This is a genomic window from Microcystis sp. M061S2, from assembly GCF_020245605.1.
Classification (GTDB): domain Bacteria; phylum Cyanobacteriota; class Cyanobacteriia; order Cyanobacteriales; family Microcystaceae; genus Microcystis.
Genome location: NZ_JADBUP010000074.1, coordinates 87,079 through 104,460, shown reverse-complemented (window position 1 = coordinate 104,460; position 17,382 = coordinate 87,079). Strand labels below are relative to the sequence as shown.

Annotated in this window: 19 protein-coding genes and 1 pseudogene; 9 read left to right on the top strand and 11 right to left on the bottom strand. The window is 42.1% G+C overall.

From position 1 onward, the window contains the following. Positions 1 to 209: 209 nt before the first annotated feature. Positions 210 to 814, top strand: a pseudogene (locus tag IM475_RS13480) (Uma2 family endonuclease). Positions 815 to 881: 67 nt separating this feature from the next. On the opposite strand, the gene IM475_RS13475 reads toward IM475_RS13480, so the two are convergent. Further along, entirely contained in the window at positions 882 to 1,502 is a 621-nt protein-coding gene (locus IM475_RS13475) for a PEP-CTERM sorting domain-containing protein (protein ID WP_287727903.1), read from the bottom strand. Between the two features lie 365 nt (positions 1,503 to 1,867). On the opposite strand from IM475_RS13475, the gene hemC reads away from it, so the two are divergent. Then, positions 1,868 to 2,827: a hydroxymethylbilane synthase gene (gene hemC, locus IM475_RS13470; RefSeq protein ID WP_287727901.1), complete on the top strand. Its 960-nt coding sequence runs from the start codon at positions 1,868 to 1,870 to the stop codon at positions 2,825 to 2,827. Between the two features lie 169 nt (positions 2,828 to 2,996). Here the strand turns inward: hemC and IM475_RS13465 are convergent, their stop codons facing one another. The 4 genes from IM475_RS13465 to IM475_RS13450 form a co-directional block, all read right to left on the bottom strand. Then, complete coding sequence (locus tag IM475_RS13465; protein WP_287727899.1) at positions 2,997 to 3,875, bottom strand: sulfite exporter TauE/SafE family protein; 879 nt, start codon at positions 3,873 to 3,875, stop codon at positions 2,997 to 2,999. Between the two features lie 180 nt (positions 3,876 to 4,055). Then, positions 4,056 to 4,601, bottom strand: a complete 546-nt coding sequence (locus IM475_RS13460) for a rhodanese-like domain-containing protein (protein WP_287727898.1) — start codon at positions 4,599 to 4,601, stop codon at positions 4,056 to 4,058. A 27-nt stretch (positions 4,602 to 4,628) separates the two neighbouring features. Further along, a complete protein-coding gene (locus tag IM475_RS13455; protein WP_287659061.1) occupies positions 4,629 to 5,330 on the bottom strand; it encodes an MBL fold metallo-hydrolase in 702 nt (233 codons plus the stop codon). Positions 5,331 to 5,541: 211 nt separating this feature from the next. Beyond that, a complete protein-coding gene (locus IM475_RS13450) occupies positions 5,542 to 5,853 on the bottom strand; it encodes a ferredoxin (RefSeq protein ID WP_287727897.1) in 312 nt (103 codons plus the stop codon). A gap of 1,167 nt (positions 5,854 to 7,020) precedes the next feature. On the opposite strand from IM475_RS13450, the gene ndhC reads away from it, so the two are divergent. Genes ndhC through IM475_RS13435 form a run of 3 tightly spaced genes read left to right on the top strand, consistent with a single transcriptional unit; the run spans position 7,021 to position 8,678 of the window. Continuing rightward, the gene (gene ndhC / locus IM475_RS13445; RefSeq protein ID WP_002739390.1) at positions 7,021 to 7,383 is read left to right on the top strand and encodes a photosynthetic/respiratory NAD(P)H-quinone oxidoreductase subunit C; all 363 of its coding nucleotides are present in this window, start codon (positions 7,021 to 7,023) and stop codon (positions 7,381 to 7,383) included. Positions 7,384 to 7,430: 47 nt separating this feature from the next. Continuing rightward, positions 7,431 to 8,174: a photosynthetic/respiratory NAD(P)H-quinone oxidoreductase subunit K gene (gene ndhK / locus IM475_RS13440; RefSeq protein WP_002760976.1), complete on the top strand. Its 744-nt coding sequence runs from the start codon at positions 7,431 to 7,433 to the stop codon at positions 8,172 to 8,174. Further along, positions 8,175 to 8,678, top strand: coding sequence for an NAD(P)H-quinone oxidoreductase subunit J (locus IM475_RS13435; RefSeq protein WP_002778330.1), 504 nt, complete (start codon positions 8,175 to 8,177; stop codon positions 8,676 to 8,678). Between the two features lie 171 nt (positions 8,679 to 8,849). On the opposite strand, the gene IM475_RS13430 is transcribed toward IM475_RS13435, so the two are convergent. After that, a complete protein-coding gene (locus IM475_RS13430; RefSeq protein ID WP_287727895.1) occupies positions 8,850 to 9,719 on the bottom strand; it encodes an alpha/beta fold hydrolase in 870 nt (289 codons plus the stop codon). Positions 9,720 to 9,879: 160 nt separating this feature from the next. Here IM475_RS13430 and IM475_RS13425 point away from each other — a divergent pair, with 160 nt between their 5' ends. From IM475_RS13425 to IM475_RS13410, 4 genes are all read left to right on the top strand, one after another. Next, on the top strand, positions 9,880 to 10,797 hold the full coding sequence (locus IM475_RS13425) for a histone deacetylase family protein (protein WP_287727893.1): 918 nt from the start codon (positions 9,880 to 9,882) through the stop codon (positions 10,795 to 10,797). Between the two features lie 115 nt (positions 10,798 to 10,912). After that, positions 10,913 to 12,106 (top strand): Coenzyme F420 hydrogenase/dehydrogenase, beta subunit C-terminal domain, encoded by a 1,194-nt coding sequence (locus tag IM475_RS13420; RefSeq protein ID WP_287727892.1) that lies wholly within the window; start codon positions 10,913 to 10,915, stop codon positions 12,104 to 12,106. Between the two features lie 346 nt (positions 12,107 to 12,452). Beyond that, the gene (locus IM475_RS13415) at positions 12,453 to 12,665 is read left to right on the top strand and encodes a type II toxin-antitoxin system HicB family antitoxin (protein ID WP_002749012.1); all 213 of its coding nucleotides are present in this window, start codon (positions 12,453 to 12,455) and stop codon (positions 12,663 to 12,665) included. After that, a complete protein-coding gene (locus IM475_RS13410; RefSeq protein WP_287703100.1) occupies positions 12,665 to 12,889 on the top strand; it encodes a type II toxin-antitoxin system HicA family toxin in 225 nt (74 codons plus the stop codon). The genes IM475_RS13415 and IM475_RS13410 overlap by 1 nt, the downstream gene beginning before the upstream one ends. Before the next feature lie 274 nt (positions 12,890 to 13,163). Here IM475_RS13410 and IM475_RS13405 read toward each other — a convergent pair whose 3' ends face one another. From IM475_RS13405 to IM475_RS13385, 5 genes are all read right to left on the bottom strand, one after another. Continuing rightward, complete coding sequence (locus IM475_RS13405) at positions 13,164 to 13,427, bottom strand: type II toxin-antitoxin system Phd/YefM family antitoxin (RefSeq protein WP_002756068.1); 264 nt, start codon at positions 13,425 to 13,427, stop codon at positions 13,164 to 13,166. A gap of 282 nt (positions 13,428 to 13,709) precedes the next feature. Further along, entirely contained in the window at positions 13,710 to 13,886 is a 177-nt protein-coding gene (locus IM475_RS13400; RefSeq protein WP_353737451.1) for a tetratricopeptide repeat protein, read from the bottom strand. After that, on the bottom strand, positions 13,865 to 14,278 hold the full coding sequence (locus IM475_RS13395; protein ID WP_287727888.1) for a type II toxin-antitoxin system VapC family toxin: 414 nt from the start codon (positions 14,276 to 14,278) through the stop codon (positions 13,865 to 13,867). The genes IM475_RS13400 and IM475_RS13395 overlap by 22 nt, the downstream gene beginning before the upstream one ends. Continuing rightward, the gene (locus tag IM475_RS13390) at positions 14,275 to 14,496 is read right to left on the bottom strand and encodes a hypothetical protein (protein WP_002754465.1); all 222 of its coding nucleotides are present in this window, start codon (positions 14,494 to 14,496) and stop codon (positions 14,275 to 14,277) included. The genes IM475_RS13395 and IM475_RS13390 overlap by 4 nt, the downstream gene beginning before the upstream one ends. Positions 14,497 to 14,991: 495 nt before the next feature. Continuing rightward, entirely contained in the window at positions 14,992 to 17,331 is a 2,340-nt protein-coding gene (locus tag IM475_RS13385; protein ID WP_502865674.1) for a tetratricopeptide repeat protein, read from the bottom strand. Positions 17,332 to 17,382 lie beyond the last annotated feature (51 nt).

Below are 17,382 nucleotides of genomic sequence, written 5' to 3'. Positions count from 1 at the left end.
TAAAGATGAGATTAACACATAATAATAGGCTAGGACGCATTTTAAGCACCTATCCTTAGATTAGCTGAATCTCCCCCAATCCCTTTACTGTCGCCCCTTGTCTCATCTCAACCAGCAGTTTAAACACACGGGCAGCCGATTATTCATAGCAGATAACCATGACTACGACTCAACCCCTATCCCCTAGCTAAACCGCCCAAAAAGATCAGATAATCTTCCCAACGGGCGAATTTTCGAGTGATAAACCGCCATTGGAAAGTAATTTACATCTAACTCAGATTATTTTATTGATAAAATGCCTAGAATGGTTATGGCAAGATAGAGAAGATTACTTTGGCACCTGGAATTTAAGCATCTACTACAGCCCAAATCAGAAAAAATTAGAATACTTTAGAGGGCCAGACTTTTTTGTCGCATTAGGAACAACTAGAAACCAAATACCTTTAGGACTCCTGATTATTTCTGGTTTGACCCCTATAGCCTAGAGTTTGAAGGATATACGTTAATTAGGGGAAAATATCAACCGATTGAACCCAATCAGCAAGGTTGGTTATGGAGTGAAGAATTGGGCTTATATTTAGGGATACACGCCGATAAATTGCGTTATTTTATTCCTAAGGGCCAGTTAATCCCAACACCAGTCGAAGCCGCTATTCTGGAGAAACAGGCGACAGAATCTGAACCTCAACAACAAGAACTGGCTTTACAGCAAAAAGAATATGAAAGACAACAAAAAGAACTGGCTTTACAAAAAATTGAGCAATTAACGGCAAGATTAAGAGAATTAGGCATCAATCCCGATGAAACCTTGTAGGGGTGCAAGGTGGTCAGTGAGTTTATCGAACTGCTTGCACCCCCGACTCTCAGCCTGGAAATCAAAATTAACCTTGTTTCCTAACTTTAGAAGCCAAGGCACCCAAACCTAACCCCAATAGGGCGACAACAGCACTAGGTTCAGGGATGGGTTGTTGTGAGATCTCGGTCACGGTCAGAGTACCCAATGTTTCTTCACCACTATTTGTGTCGGCACCGAAGGTAGGATCAAAACCGAAAGAAGTAAAAATCACAGAGTTACCAACAGTGCCGCCTGCAGGGCCAAAGGCAACTATTTGGCTGAAATCAGCTGTGCCAAACGTAATATTTGTCACTGAATTATCCAAACTAACCACACCAGAACCAGGAGTCGATGGGCCTACCAAATAGCCAGTGTAGGTGTCTAAGTATGTCCAGCTTGGGAAGGAAAACCCATTGTATTTGGCATCACTAAATCCAGTGACAGTGATAACTTGCCCTGAAGCCGTTCCTGTCAGTTTTGCGGAGAAAGTTATTGGGTTTCCTACTGGGGTACCGTGGGTATAGGTTAAGTTGTACAGGGCAGCTTGGGCGGGATAGGCTAGGGCGGTCAAGCCGATGGCGGCAGTAGCGCCCGCTAAAGAGGTTTTTAAAGACATAATTGCTTTGCTAACGAAAAATCGCATTGGGAACAGTAGCCAGACTAACATAGGGGGGGGGGGATGTCAAGTATCTCCTAGAAAATTAATATAAGTTAATTAACTATGGAGAATTATCGGAGAATAGCGTTAATAATCGGTTAAGGTTTAAGCTGTTTAGCTGTTCATCAAGCTTTAGTTAGACCCTATACAGGGTTTGCAGTCGGTTAATTTTTTAGATACCAACGCAGAAACCGAACCACTGACCTTTAAACTTTGACCCCTTCCCGAAAACCCGATCACCCTATTTGCCTAAAAATATTAAGAGATGTAACTATTTACCCCTAAGCTAGAAAGTGATTACTCAACAGGGGTGAGATCAGGATAGTCTAGATCGAGCAGTCAGATAGATGTTTAGTTAAATTCCTACCTCAGATATGTCCGTTTCTAGTCCTCCTCGTTCCCTGCGTATCGGTTCGCGTAAAAGTCAGTTAGCCCTAGTACAAACCTATTGGGTACAGGCAGAATTGAGTAAACACCACCCCCATCGACAGTTTGAGGTGGAGACGATGAGTACCCAAGGCGATAAAATTCTCGATGTGGCCCTGGCGAAAATCGGTGATAAGGGTTTATTTACCAAAGAATTAGAAGTGGGAATGTTGGATAGATCGATCGATCTTGCCGTCCATTCTCTCAAGGATCTGCCCACTAATTTACCCGAAGGCTTAATCTTGGGTTGCGTCACCGAAAGAGTTAATCCGGCAGATGCTTTGGTGGTAAATAGCCAAAATCAAGACTATCAATTAGACACTTTACCGGAAGGTGCAGTGGTGGGGACTTCTTCCCTGCGGCGATTAGCCCAGTTGCGTTATCATTATCCCCATCTGACTTTTAAAGATGTGCGCGGCAATGTCAACACCCGTCTGGCAAAACTGGATGCGGGAGAATACGATGCGATTATTCTGGCAGTAGCGGGACTAGAAAGGTTAGGATTAGGCGATCGAGTTCATCAGGTTATTCCGGCGGCAATTTCTCTCCATGCGGTGGGACAGGGGGCTTTAGGGATAGAATGCCGCGATGCTGATCCGGAGGTTTTGCAAGTCCTAAAAGTGTTGGAACACGCCCCTAGTCGCGATAGATGCTATGCTGAACGCGCTTTTTTACGCGAGTTGCAGGGGGGCTGTCAAGTTCCCATCGGGGTGAATACGGCGATCGAGGATGGTATCCTAACTTTAACGGGTATGGTGGCTAGTCTCGACGGTAAGCGCCTGATTAAGGACTCGGTTAGCGGTGATCCTAGCCATGGGGAAGTCTTAGGACGAGATTTAGCCCATAAAGTGCGCGAGGCTGGTGCTGGAGAGATTTTAGCCGAGATTTTCGCTGAAGTGGGCCGATAATCAGTGATCAGTTATCAGTCTTAAGTAGAAAGGTGCCGTTTTCTTTTTTCTAATTGCTCTTTACTGATAACAGCAAAAAGCTCCAGTGCCTCTCCCATGCAGTTTTAACAAGTGATGGGGATAGGCAAGCAGCTGGTCAGTATTGCAGCAATTCTCCCAGTATCGAGATTTAATTGACTTCAGTTCGATTGATAGTCTTCTCCGCCGGGATAATAGAATGACCTTTCGGAGCTAGGAAATTGTGCAAGATGTGACGATTTTGAATTAAAACTAAAGTTGCGATCGCTAAGAGAAAATAACCAAAACCTTTTTGTAACTGTTTTGCGGACACAAACTGTCCTAGATAGGAACCGATGAGAGTACCGAGGGCAGCCGCAAAAGCAAAGGATAGGGTTAACTGCCAATCGAGGCTAATATGACCTAAATAGCCCAGTAATCCGGCTAGAGAATTGAGGGAAATAATCAGCAGGGAAGTGGCGATCGCCTGAACCATGGGGATTTTACCCAATAATACCAGCGCGGGAACGATAGCGAAGCCTCCCCCAACCCCAACTAATCCCGTCAGGACACCCACAGCGATTCCTTCACTCATTAACCAGAGCCAGCAATATTGACAGACCGGTTGGGGGTAGAGGGTGAGATTTTTTGGCCGATCGCGGGCTTTATAATCAGGATTATCTATCTGTGTTGATCTACTAATCATAAAGGCTGCCGCTATGAGCATTAGTGTCGCAAACAGGAGCATCTGGAAGGTTGCAGTGACAAAGGGTAATGTGGCTAATCTTGCTCCGCAAAAAGCCCCTACCATCGTCGCAGAACCGAAGATAAAAGCGGTTTTTAAGTTAATGTTGTCTTTTTTCCAGTGGGGAATCGTGGCGAGTAAGCTGACACTACCGATGACTAGAAGCGTCATAGCGATCGCCGATTTGGTCGGTACTCCCATCACATAGACTAGAATCGGTAATGCTAGTACAGAACCTCCTCCTCCTAACAATCCCAGACTAATCCCCGTACAAACGGCTAATAAATGTCCAATTAACCAAGTCATTTCAGTTATCAGTGATCAGCTTCTGAAGGCAACAGGCAAGAGGCCCCAAGTAAAAAATCTGGCAATTCTCCTACCTAAAAAGAAGGCTAGAAACTAAGTACATCTTAGGTTTTAGATTCGACCCTTGTTATCAGTGATCAGGAAATCATATTTTATTATTTACTGGTTACTGATTACTGTTTACTGATGGGGTTGATTGTAGGGAAGTTTAGCCAGAAGCATAGCTAAAGCACAGGTATTACTAATACCGGCAAAAACTAGACCGGAACCGACAAAACCGCTTAAAATCAGGAACCAAGGCGAGAGAAAGGCTCCTAATACTGTTCCAAGGACAACTAAGGAACCAGCGACGATCTGCACCTGACGGAATAAACTAATTGGGGCATTTTGGTCTTTTTCGGTGGTATAACCCGCACTTTTCCAAGTATTTAAGCCGTTTTTAAGCTGGGCAACTTGGCTAAATCCTGCCGCAATCAGTTTTTGTGCCGCTACAGTGGACCTGCTGCCGGAATTACAGTAGAGAACTAGGGTTTGATCGGGGTCAAAAGCGATCGAATTAGGGTTAAAACTGGAAAGTGGTACTAATTTCGCCCCCGGAATGCGATCGCTGGCGTACTCCCCCGGTTCTCGCACATCAATTAAGCAAACTTCTCGGCGCTCAATTAAGTTTTTTAAAGTATGGGCATCAAATTCTAGTAATTTTGCTTGATTTGTGGTATGGGTCATCGTTAATCTCCTGAATGGAATAGATATTTAAGCTAAAACAACTCCTAAATTGCCGCAGCCTTGGTTAGCGGGAACTGCCTCCATGATCTTTTTGGGATCGGGTAAATTAAGACTGTTCATCAACTCGATAAATTGTCGGCGGTTACGTCCGACAAAACGGGGATTGTCTTGTTTTTCTTCGGCAATGGTGGAGACAGTTAAACCGCGATAGTCGTGGCCGGGATAAACTAGGGTACTATCGGGGAGAGTGAAAAGTTTTTGCGTGACCGAATCAAAGAGAGTACCAGCATCGCCGCTTTGGAAGTCGGTACGACCACAACCCCGGATAAATAGGGCATCTCCTGTCAAAAGATGACTGTTATTGACTAAATAGGCTAGATGACTATCGGTGTGGCCAGGAGTAGCGATCGCTTTGATGGTGATATTTCCTAGTAACAATTCCTCTCCATCCGTCAGATGGCGATCGGCACAGGCTACTTGAGCATTTTCGGGAACTATACCCTGACAGCCTGTGATTTGCCTTAATTTTCCGGTTCCTGTGACGTGATCGGCGTGAATATGGGTTTCTAAACAATATTTTAGCGTTAATCCTAGCTCCCGTAATTGCTGATAATCCCTTTCCACCTGTTCCCGTACTGAATCCACTAATGCCGCTTCCTTGCTGACGGGATCGGCAATCAAATAAGTATAAGTGCTGGTTTCGGGATCAAACATCTGACGGAATAGCATGATCTCTGACTCTCTTTATATATTTTTATAACTATACTACTATACAATTATAAATTCTTGGGAGACCTCTGGCATGATTAATTTTTGGGCTGTATCTCACTGTCGAGTCAAGAGGCAAAAATACAAATAAAGCGAGAACTGTCGCCCTTGCAGTTCCCGCTCTATTATTGTTGTATTGTTGGAGTATCTAACCCCCGAATATTGAGTTAAATTAGTACAAATCTTCTTCTTTGTGGGTGACGATCACACAGTCAGAAGTAGGATAGGCCACACAGGTGAGGACATAACCCGCTTCAATTTGATCGTCATCTAAGAAGGATTGCTCGGATTGATCAACGCTACCGGATTCGATTTTACCAGCGCAAGCAGAACAAGCACCAGCACGGCAAGAAAAAGGTAAATCTAATTTTTTTTCTTCCGCTATATCGAGAATATATTCATTATCGGGAACATCAATTGTATGGTCGCCATTGGGTGTTTTCAGGGTGACTTTATAAGTGGTTGTCTTTGTTTCCTTTGCCATAGGTTGTTCCTCAGCCTCAAAATGCCTTTTCTCGCCGTTTAAACTGAACGGGTCGAATGAGTTTCCTTTTTGATACTACGCGAAAATTTACCCAGCTTAACTTAGCATTAGTAATGACAGCCTTAAATAAACTTAAAATAATATTTACTTATCATTTTAGCAGATTAGCTGTTTAATTAAAAGTTGATACAATAGCCTAGTCTCATAAAATAAAAGTCGGCATAGCCTATCCTTCCCTAATGCCTTAAAAAGGGTTTATTCGGTCAAATAGCGCAAAAAGCGTCAGCAAACAACTGAGAGCGCACCAAACCGAAGAAAATCTAGTAGAAACGATTTGGCTACAGTTAACAAGTCTTTTGAGCGGATTTTATGGGATGGCGAAAGGTTTTCCTGTGGTTAAACGACTGTTCGAGTTTTTGGCTAAATTTCAATTATTTAATTTTCCTAAACTTAAAAAATACGATACCTTTTCACATTTTATTTAGGGATGCTATAGCTAACAAAGTTAATCCGACTGGGGATTGTAAATTGTCCTCGTCACTATTTAAGTAGGTAGGCGTTAAAAGTTGTCAGATCCCCCCGCCTATCGGCACCCCCCTTATTAAGGGGGGCAGGGGGGATCAGAGGCAATAACTACTTACTTAAATTGTAATCGTTATAATCTAATCAGTCTTATTTTAAGACATAAACAAGCTATTAAGAGATTTAGCAAAATTCTAGCGAGTCAGTTTTAGTAACTGCATAATGATATATTGTCTTAAGCGATCGCTGCTTGGAGCCTGTGCATTAACAAACAAACTATAATCCGCTGGACAGCATTTCTGATAATTTGAACTGCCTAGGGGAAATTTTAGTACAAATGCTCGAACTTACAACCCTGGCACTCATTGAGATAGTCAACAGCTGATCGCAGCCACTTCTTTTTTACCATATTTAGCTACACTTCGCTTCTCATAGGGATTGTAGGCTTCCTTGTCACCCCGTCAGAGTTAAGAGCAAAACAGAGACAGAAGCGAAGCTCAACCCGATGATTAGCTAATGGTATCGATAAACATCTTCAATGCTGCTTTTGAGAAGGAGACGGGTTGCTAAAGCCTCTATAATAAGTAGCCATAGAGATGCCGACAACTTCCCCTGTCGATAGCGAATAAGGAGAAAAAAAACCCAGTGTTTGTCCTCAAAGGTTACGAGTATTTTCTAGGATTTCTGCTCGCTTGCAGTTTAGTACCAATCCTATCCCTAACTGCCTCCAAAGTCCTGCGGCCTAGTGGTGGCGGTCCGGAAAGACGCACTACCTATGAATCGGGGATGGAACCGATCGGCGGTGCTTGGATTCAGTTTAACATTCGTTATTATATGTTTGCCCTCGTTTTCGTGGTTTTTGACGTGGAAACCGTCTTTCTCTACCCTTGGGCGGTAGCTTTCAATCAATTGGGTCTATTAGCTTTTGTAGAAGCACTGATCTTTATTGCTATCCTTGTGGTTGCTCTCGTCTATGCTTGGCGGAAAGGAGCCTTAGAATGGTCATAACGGCCATAATTTTCCTTATTTTTGACTTTTCATGAGAGGATAACCCGATGAGTCCCAACCCTACCAGCGAATTTAAGCAAATTATCGAACAACAAAGCGAAAAAATCCTCAATCCCATCGAACGCACTAAAGTTACCCAGGATTTATCGGAAAATGTCATCCTTACCACCGTTGATGACCTATATAACTGGGCGCGTTTGTCAAGTCTTTGGCCGATGCTATACGGTACAGCTTGCTGTTTTATCGAGTTCGCGGCCTTGATTGGTTCCCGTTTTGATTTTGATCGCTTTGGTTTAGTTCCCCGTTCTAGTCCCCGGCAAGCCGATTTAATCATCACTGCCGGTACAATCACTATGAAAATGGCCCCCGCTTTGGTGCGTCTGTATGAAGAAATGCCAGAACCCAAATACGTTATCGCCATGGGTGCCTGTACGATTACGGGGGGAATGTTCAGCAGTGACTCCACCACCGCAGTTAGAGGAGTAGATAAACTTATCCCCGTCGATGTCTATATACCCGGTTGTCCCCCCCGTCCGGAAGCGATTATCGATGCAATTATTAAACTGCGGAAAAAAGTCGCTAACGAATCTATTCAAGAACGCGGGACTGTCCTCCAGCAAACCAATCGTTATTACAGCACCACCCATAAAATGCAGGCCACGGAACCGATTCTTACGGGTAAATATCTGCAATCGGCCACCCGTCAAGCACCTCCGAAAGAGTTACTAGAAGCCACCGGGATGCCTGTTCCCCCCGCTCTTTTGACCACGAAACAAAAGGAAGAAATCTAAATGACTGAAGAAACCACAGCTATTGTGCAAGCTGGCCCCACTTCGATTTGGTTAAGCGAAAATGGTTTTGATCATCAAGCTTTAGAAGCTGACCATAGTGGTGTGGAATTGATTAAAGTAGAACCAGACTTTTTAATTCCTCTGGCCACTGCTTTATTCGCTTATGGCTTTAATTATCTCCAATGTCAGGGCGCTTACGATTTGGGGCCGGGGAAAGAATTAGTTAGTTTCTATCATCTGGTCAAAGTAACCGATAATGTCGATAGTCCCGTGGAAGTGCGCTTAAAAGTCTTTCTTCCTAGAGATAATCCCAGGGTTGCCTCGGTTTACTGGATTTGGAAAGCCGCTGACTGGCAAGAACGAGAAAGTTATGATATGTTCGGCATTATTTATGAAGGACATCCCCACCTAAAACGGATTTTAATGCCGGAAGATTGGGTAGGTTGGCCCCTACGCAAAGATTACGTTTCTCCCGAATTCTACGAACTACAGGACGCTTACTAAGTCGAGAATTTAATCACTAATTAGGTTATGGATCCTATGGGGTTGGAAGCTATTTCTAGCCCGATTTTTTTTTGATACTAAATCCGTTGAGTATGGACTACATATCAGGAGAGGCACTCATGCAAAACGGAGAATAAATAATCAGTTTTTAATAACAGGATTTAGTATTACTTAGCCGAGAAAATCCTCGATCGCCTGTGCCGTCTCTTCTGGTGCCTCTTCCGGTAAAAAATGACCACTGGAGATCGCCTGTCCCGTGACTTGATTAGCTCGCTGCTGCCAAAGAGTGATCATATCGTATTGACGTGCGATGAAACCTTTTTTTCCCCAAAGAACCAAGAGGGGGGAGGAAATTTTCCGGTCTAAATCCTGACGATCATGCTCTAAATCGATGGTAGCGGCGGCCCGATAATCGGCACAGGTGGCGGTTATCGTCCTTAAATCTCGAAAACAACGCCGATATTCCCCCAAAGCTTCCTCTGTAAAAGCGCTAAAATCTCGCCCCCAACTTTGCAAGCAATGTTGTAGATAATAATCGGGATTAGCAGCGATCAGGGTTTCGGGAAAAGGGGAAGGCTGAATCAAGAAAAACCAATGATAGTAGGCAGTGGCAAAAGTTTTATCAGTCGCCTCGTACATCGCCAGCGTCGGAGCTATATCGAGTAAAACGAGTTTTTTGACCTTTTCGGGAAAATCAAGGGCGATACGGTGGGAAACTCGCGCCCCTCGATCGTGGCCGATCAGATAAAACTCCTGATAACCCAATTTTTCCATCAGCAACACCTGATCTAAGGCCATCACCCGCTTGCAATAATTGCTAGAATCCTCTAGGGGTAAGGGTTTATCGCTATCCCCGTAGCCGCGCAGATCCGTGGCGATCACCGTAAAATTAGCCGCTAATCGGGGGGCGATTTTATGCCACATTTGATGGGTTTGGGGATAACCATGCAGCAAAAGCAGCGGAAAACCGCGCCCACCTTTGACACCATTGATAGTAATGCCATTAACTTCTAGCTGAAATTTCCGAAAATTTGTCAGCATTTTTGCGTCCTGTCACCTTAGGGAGAGATAATTGCATCATCAGGCAAAAGTGGCCTAATCAGTAAAGTTTTTTCACTATAGCTCCTCAAGCCCCCACTTTTCTGATAGATTAAAACCATTGGGTTGCTCAAAAATCAACGAGTTAAGCAGTGATTTGATTATGATCTCGATTATCTATTCCGATGAATTTCTCGATCACGATACAGGTATTTACCATCCCGAACAAGCGGCGCGTTTAACGGCAATTGTCGAGGCTTTAAAACAAACAGAATGGCAGTCAAAATTAACATGGCATTTACCCACACCGATCGAAATTCGTGACGAAGTAATCCCTTTGATTAAACAAGTTCATAATCAAGATTATGTTGATAGATTGCGGCGAATTTGTCAACAGGGTGGGGGGAGATTGGATGCCGATACTCCCGTTTCTGCCCGTAGTTACGATGTGGCGTTACTAGCGGTTAGTGGCTGGTTAGATGGGGTAGATCGAGTCTTATCTACCGGCGATCCTGCCTTTATTTTAGCCCGTCCCCCCGGACATCATGCCACTTCTAATTATGGCATGGGTTTCTGTCTGTTTTCTAATGCTGCTATTGCCGCCTATTATGCTTTGGAAAACAAAAGAGTGCAAAAAGTAGCGATTCTTGATTGGGACGTACATCACGGCAATGGCACCCAGGATATAGTCGAAAATCATCCCCAGATTGCCTATTGTTCCCTCCATCAATTCCCCTTTTATCCCGGCACGGGAGAAGCGCGAGAAAAAGGTGAGTTTAATAATGTTTTGAATATTCCCTTATCGGCGGGAAGTACGATTAAAGATTATCAAGAACATTTTGAGGGGCAAGTCATATCTTTTCTGAAAAATTTTCAACCGGATTTAGTGATTGTTAGTGCTGGATATGATGCCAATCAAGCGGATCCTCTGGCGGGAATTTGTTTACACCCACAGGATTATGGAATTTTAACCAAATACCTCTTAACTCTCAATAAACCGCTGCTTTTCGGCTTAGAAGGTGGTTATGATTTAGAAGCTTTAGCGGCTTCCGTCGTCGCCACCTTAGAAGCTTTGCTCTGATCCTATTCCGGGTAATCGTTACATTTCTTTAAAAAGATTGGTAACAAAGCGATCTAATGCGGTAAGGTAAACGATCGATAGAAAAAAAACCTTGACCTAGTTGCCTTTTAAGATTATGAACTCCCTTGCGCCACACCTAAAAGCCAAAGCCCTCAAACCCAATAGTCGTCGTCCTGCCAAAGAATTGTGTAGCGAGTGCGGACTTTGTGACACTTATTACATTCACTATGTTAAAGAAGCTTGTGCTTTTCTCAATCAACAAATTGCCGATTTAGAAGCAGCAGCACACGGCAAAAGTCGCGACTTAAATCAGGAAAATGATCTCTATTTTGGTGTTCATCAAGAGATGATGGCTGCCAAGAAAAAACAAGCTATTCCAGGGGCGCAATGGACAGGAATCGTCAGCACAATTGCCTGTGAAATGCTCAATCGTGGTTTAGTAGAAGGGGTGGTTTGTGTGCAGAATACCGCCGAGGATCGCTTTCAACCGCAGCCGATTCTCGCCCGTACCACGGAAGAAATTCTCGCCGCTAAAGTCAATAAACCGACTCTTTCTCCCAATTTATCAGTCCTAGAAGAAATTGAAAAATCGGGCATGAAACGGTTATTAGTTATCGGAGTTGGTTGTCAAATTCAAGCCCTAAGAGCAGTAGAAAAAAAATTAGGCTTGGAAAAATTATATGTCTTAGGAACTCCCTGCGTCGATAATGTCACCCGCTCAGGACTGCAAAAGTTTCTAGAAACTACCAGTCGTTCCCCAGAAACTGTGGTTCACTACGAATTTATGCAGGATTTTCGGGTACACTTTAAACACGAAGACGGCTCGATGGAAATGGTTCCCTTTTTTGGCTTAAAAACTAATAAATTAAAAGATGTTTTTGCCCCTTCCTGTATGAGTTGTTTTGATTATGTTAACTCCCTTGCCGATTTGGTTGTGGGCTATATGGGCGCACCTTTTGGCTGGCAATGGATTATGGTTCGTAATGATACGGGCAAGGAAATGTTAGAGTTAGTTAAAGATCAATTAGATACCCAAGATGTTATGTCTAGTGGTGATAGAAAACAGGCGGTACAAAATAGCATTCCTGCCTATGATAAAGGTGTAACCTTGCCGATGTGGGCGGCAAAAATGATGGGAGTAGTAATTGAAAAAATCGGGCCTAAAGGTTTAGAATATGCTCGCTTTTCCATCGATTCTCACTTTACCCGTAATTACCTTTATGTTAAACGTAATTATCCTGAAAAATTAGCGGCTCATGTTCCTGAATATGCTAAAAAGATTGTGGAACAGTATAAATTGCCCGATTAATTAGGGTATGCTGAAAAAGTAGGGGACCAGCATTCGGATAGGAAATCTACGGTTTCAACCATAGGTTATCCCCCGAATGTTCACCCCTTCTTCGACAATCTCTTATCAGTTATCAGTTATCAGTTATCAGCTATCAGTTATCAGTGATTAATTCAATCATAGTCGATGATAGGTGATGCGTGAGGACTAAATCTGGATGTTGTCAAAATTTTCTCTTGACAAAGGCGACTTGACATGATACTATATTCATAATGGAAAATCCGTGCGCCTGCGACCTCTCTCTTCAAGTCTCAATAATCGCCAATAAAAGCTTAGATAGCGATAATTTTTTTAAGGATTGAGAACCATGAACCATCAAAGAGAGTTTTATGTTGTCATTGAACGAGATGAGGATGGATATTATGTTGGGGAAGTTCCTCAACTTCGGGGTTGTTACAGTCAAGGGGAAACGATTGATGAATTGATGAAGAATATCAGGGAAGTGATTGAACTTTGCTTGGAAGATGACAATCCTGAAGATGTGTCGGAGTTTGTTGGAATTGAAAAGGTGTCTATCTGATGCCAAAATTACCGATATTAACAGGTGATGAAGTTATCAAAGCTTTAACCAAAATCGGGTTTCAATCTATCCGACAAAAAGGAAGTCATCTGCGCTTAAAACCTGAAGATGGAAGAGTTGTCACCGTACCGGTTCATCGGGGGAAAACTGTCGGGAAAGGATTACTCCTAAAAATTTTACGCGATGCTGAACTGACACAAGAAGAATTTATTCGTCTGCTGTAATTCCCATCTTGATTTAAGCTTCATGTCCCCGTTTTTCTGGATGTTGTTAAATTTTCTCTTGACAAAGGCGACTTGACATGATAATATATGCATAATGGAAAATCCGTGCGCCTACAGACCCTAGTTTTCAAGAATTTTCAAGGTCTAGTTTATTCGCCATAATGGGTTTTAGCACGATGAATATAGATTAACTTCTGTTCATCATCAGTCTAAACTTTGATTGGAATGATTGAATGAATACTATGATTGTGTTGTATGCTGACTTCATAAACCATTAATCAATGTCTCCCAACACTTCCTCAAGAGAATAGGTTTCATTTTCATTAATTTGCTGTAGAGATAGCTGTAAGCTTTCTCTTAAATCGGGAATAGAGAGTAATTCGATAGTTTCTTGTAAACTTTCATAGTTTTTTTGAGAAATCAAAATTACAGAGTCCTCCTGATTCTCAATGGCATAAATTTTGTTATCTTCCGTAACCGATTTAACGAGACTTGGTAAATCGGTTTGAGCATCGGCGATTTTAATTTTTTTGATCATAATTAATCCTTTTTTTGATGATGAAATAATAAAAATTATTGTAGGGATTTAACAATCTCACCTAATCACAGTCCAGACAGCATACTCCTATAATTATCCATCATTGTAGTCATCAGTGATTAATTCAATCATAGTCAATGATAGGTGATGCGTTACGACTAAATCTGGATGTTGTTAAAATTTCTCTTGACAAAGGCGACTTGACAGGATACTATATTCATAATGGAAAATCCGTGCGCCTACAGACCCTATTTTCCAAAGCATTTAAACTCTATCTTAATTCTACTTGCCAGAGTTGGGACAACATAGTTTTATATTCTCCATAATCGTTTGAGTATGGGGATGATTTTCCCCTAATCCTTCTCTGAAAATATTAATCGCTTCTAGATAGAGAGGTTCCGCTTCTGTGTACCTGACTTGAAAATAGTACAATAGTGCTAAATTGTTGAGAGATACCAATTTTCATAACTAAGATTGGGAATATTTTGAAAATGCTTAATGTTAGCTGTAATCAGAGTATAATCGCAATAAATAGCAGTCGCAGCAATAAACAAATCAATCGGGGTAATTAGTTGTCCTTTTATTCTAAGATTAACGTATATTTGAGTAGCTATATCACTAATTTCACGATCATAACCAATTACTTCACTGACTTCTGCAAGACGTTCAAATTGTTGTTGTTGATTTCGTGCATCTTTATACAATAAACCACTTTTAATCTCGTAATAGGTAAAGATTGAAAACGATATATAAGTATAGTGTTGTCGATAGATGCGGAATTGTTCAATTACTGTGGGATTGCCTCGTAAAAAATAAGAGAGGATATTGGTATCAAGTAATGCTTGTTTCATAAGTCATTTATCCGTTTTAAATCAAGTTGACGATTAGCTTCTGCTTCTTCGACAATCTCTTGCATAGTATTTTCTATATCTGCTGCCATACCAGCAAATTCCATAAAGTCAATGTCTGGATGTTTTGTTTTTATAGATTGGACAAAATGCAGGATTTCCGGCAGCAGAGAAATGGGAGTTGTTTCAATTTCTTTAATAAGTTGTTCTTTGAGTGTCATAGCTTTATCAGTTATCAGTTATCAGTGAGCAGTTATCAGTTATCAGTGAGCAGTGATTAATTCAATCATAGTCAATGATAGGTGATGCGTTACGACTAAATCTGGATGTTGTTAAATTTTCTCTTGACAAAGGCGACTTGACATGATATTATATTCATAATGGAAAATCCGTGCGCCTACGAACCCTATTTTCCAACGCTCTTAACTATGATTGGTTCATTCAAGGCTCTCTTGGATTTAGTGGGTAAAATGTATTCTAAGATACAGTCCTACTGGCGAGGGAATGGAAGGAACCACAAAGGCACAAAGGACACAAAGATCGATTATGTTGTAGGTTAAGCTTATCGCACAGAGTCTGGAAGATTCCTATAATAAGTCTAAGCTGTGATTTGAATGATTGAGTGAATGCTATGATTGTGTTGTATTTGGCAAGTCTTTATCAATGATCAATTATAGTCTATCCCATAATTCCATAAATCACAGTTAAGACTATTTTCAGGGATGAGGGGGTTTTGGTTTCAACATCTCCACCACCTCATCGGGAAACCGTTGTCTTAATTCTGCTTCGGGTAATTGGGATAACATCTCCAGATAATTCTGATAAAAGGTTTGGGTATGGGGATGATTTTCCCCTAAAGCTTGGGTAGCAATATTAATCGCTTCTAGAAAGAGAGGTTCCGCTTCTGTGTACCTGCCTTGGGAATCGTACAATCCTGCTAAATTGTTGAGGGAAAGTGCCACATCGGGATGATTGTCTCCTAAGAGTCGTTTTTTCAAATCTAATGCTTCTAGAAGGAGAGGTTCCGCTTCTTTGTATCTGCCTTGGGAATAGTACAAGTATGCTAAATTGTTGAGGGAAGTTGCCACAGAGGGATGATTGTCTCCTAAGAGTCGTTTACACAAATCTAATGCTTCTAGATAGAGAGGTTCTGCTTCTGAGTATCTGCCTTGGGAATCGTACAATCCTGCTAAATTGTTGAGGGAAGTTGCCACATCGGGATGATTGTCTCCTAAGAGTCGTTTATACAAATCTAATGCTTCTAGATAGAGAGGTTCCGCTTCTGTGTACCTGCCTTGGGATTGGTACAATTCTGCTAAGTTGTTGAGGGAACTTGCCACAAGGGGATGATTGTCTCCTAAGAGTCGTTTTAACAAATCTAAAGCTTCTAGATAGAGAGGTTCCGCTTCTGTGTACCTGCCTTGGGAATCGTACAATCCTGCTAAATTGTTGAGGGAAGTTGCCACAAGGGGATGATTGTCTCCTAAGAGTCGTTTATACAAATCTAATGCTTCTAGATAGAGAGGTTCCGCTTCTTCGTACCTGCCTTGGGAACGGTACAATTCTGCTAAATTGTTGAGGGAAGTTGCCACAGAGGGATGATTGTCTCCTAAGAGTCTTTTTTTCAAATCTAATGCTTCTAGATAGAGAGGTTCTGCTTCTGTGTACCTGCCTTGGGATTCGTACAAGTATGCTAAGTTGTTGAGGGAAGTTGCCACAGAGGGATGATTGTCTCCTAAGAGTCGTTTTGTCAAATCTAATGCTTCTAGATAGAGAGGTTCCGCTTCTGTGTACCTGCCTTGGGATTCGTACAATCCTGCTAAATTGTTGAGGGAAGTTGCCACATCGGGATGATTGTCTCCTAAGTGGGTTCGAGTTGCGGTTAAACAAGCTTGACAGTAGGGTTCAGCAATAGCATACAATCCTTGTCCTTCATAATAACGAGCTAAACCCGTATAAGACCAAAATAAATCCTCATCAGCGATATATTGGGAATATTCCCCGACAGATGCTTGTAGATGGAGAAGGAAAGGTTTAAATTCTTCAACGATTTCTACAGTGGGATTCTGTGGCATTTCTGCCGATTTTTTGGCCATAATCCCACAATAACGGCGTTTTGCTGGTTCTGCGTGGGGTGATGCTTCTAACTTATCCCGAAAATAGCGACGCAACAGGGGATGAATTTCATACCAACCCTCACCCTTATCCTGAACTAAACTCAGGTGAACTAAACTATCGGTTAACCATTCCTCCACTGTATCCCCATCCTCATCGGGAAATAAATCCAGAATCATTCCCTTGGGAAAGGGCGCAAGAGCGAATAAACTGAGGTAAAGTGCCAAAATTTGCGCTTCTGGTTCGCTATGCAACTCCTCCCAACTGAGATTAAAGGCAGCTTTTAACCCTCTTTCCGCAGTCATTTCCCCATGAAACTTGGGATTTTTGTCTAAAATTGGCTCATCTAAGCCTTTTTCGGCTAATTTCTCCCGTATTTTGCTAATTTTCCAATCCTGTCGTCGTTTTAGCAACCTTGCCACCAATTCTAACGCCAAGGGTAAATAACCTAAATCCTGACATAATAATTTAGCTGCCTCGATTTGTGTGTCAATTCTGTTATCTGCAAGGTAGGAACGCAATAAATCAAGTGCATCTTTTTCTTTTAATACTTCTACCCGAAAAGTCTCAATTGTCGCTGATAAATATTCCTTGCGAGTGGTAATTAAAACCTGAAAGCGTTTGTCTTCTTGCGGTGGTAAATAATCCTTAATTTGCTGATAATCCCGCACATCATCAAAAATAATTAGGACATTTCCCGCTAACCAGTTTTGCCAACAATAACGAATTTTTACGTCTAATTCTCCCTTATCCGGTAAAGTTAATTTGAGATGTACCCGCGCAAAATCTAAAATAGAAGTACCGATAAAACCGCCGTCACTTTCTGCCACATTTAACCAACATATACCCCCGGGATAGGCTTTTTCTCGCCATTGTTGCCAGCCAAACTGTCTGGCTAGTTCGGTTTTACCTATGCCTCCCATTCCCGTTAAGGTAGATATAGCAAGCTTTTGGGATTGTTGTAATTGAGTTTTTAAGTCAATTAATTCCTG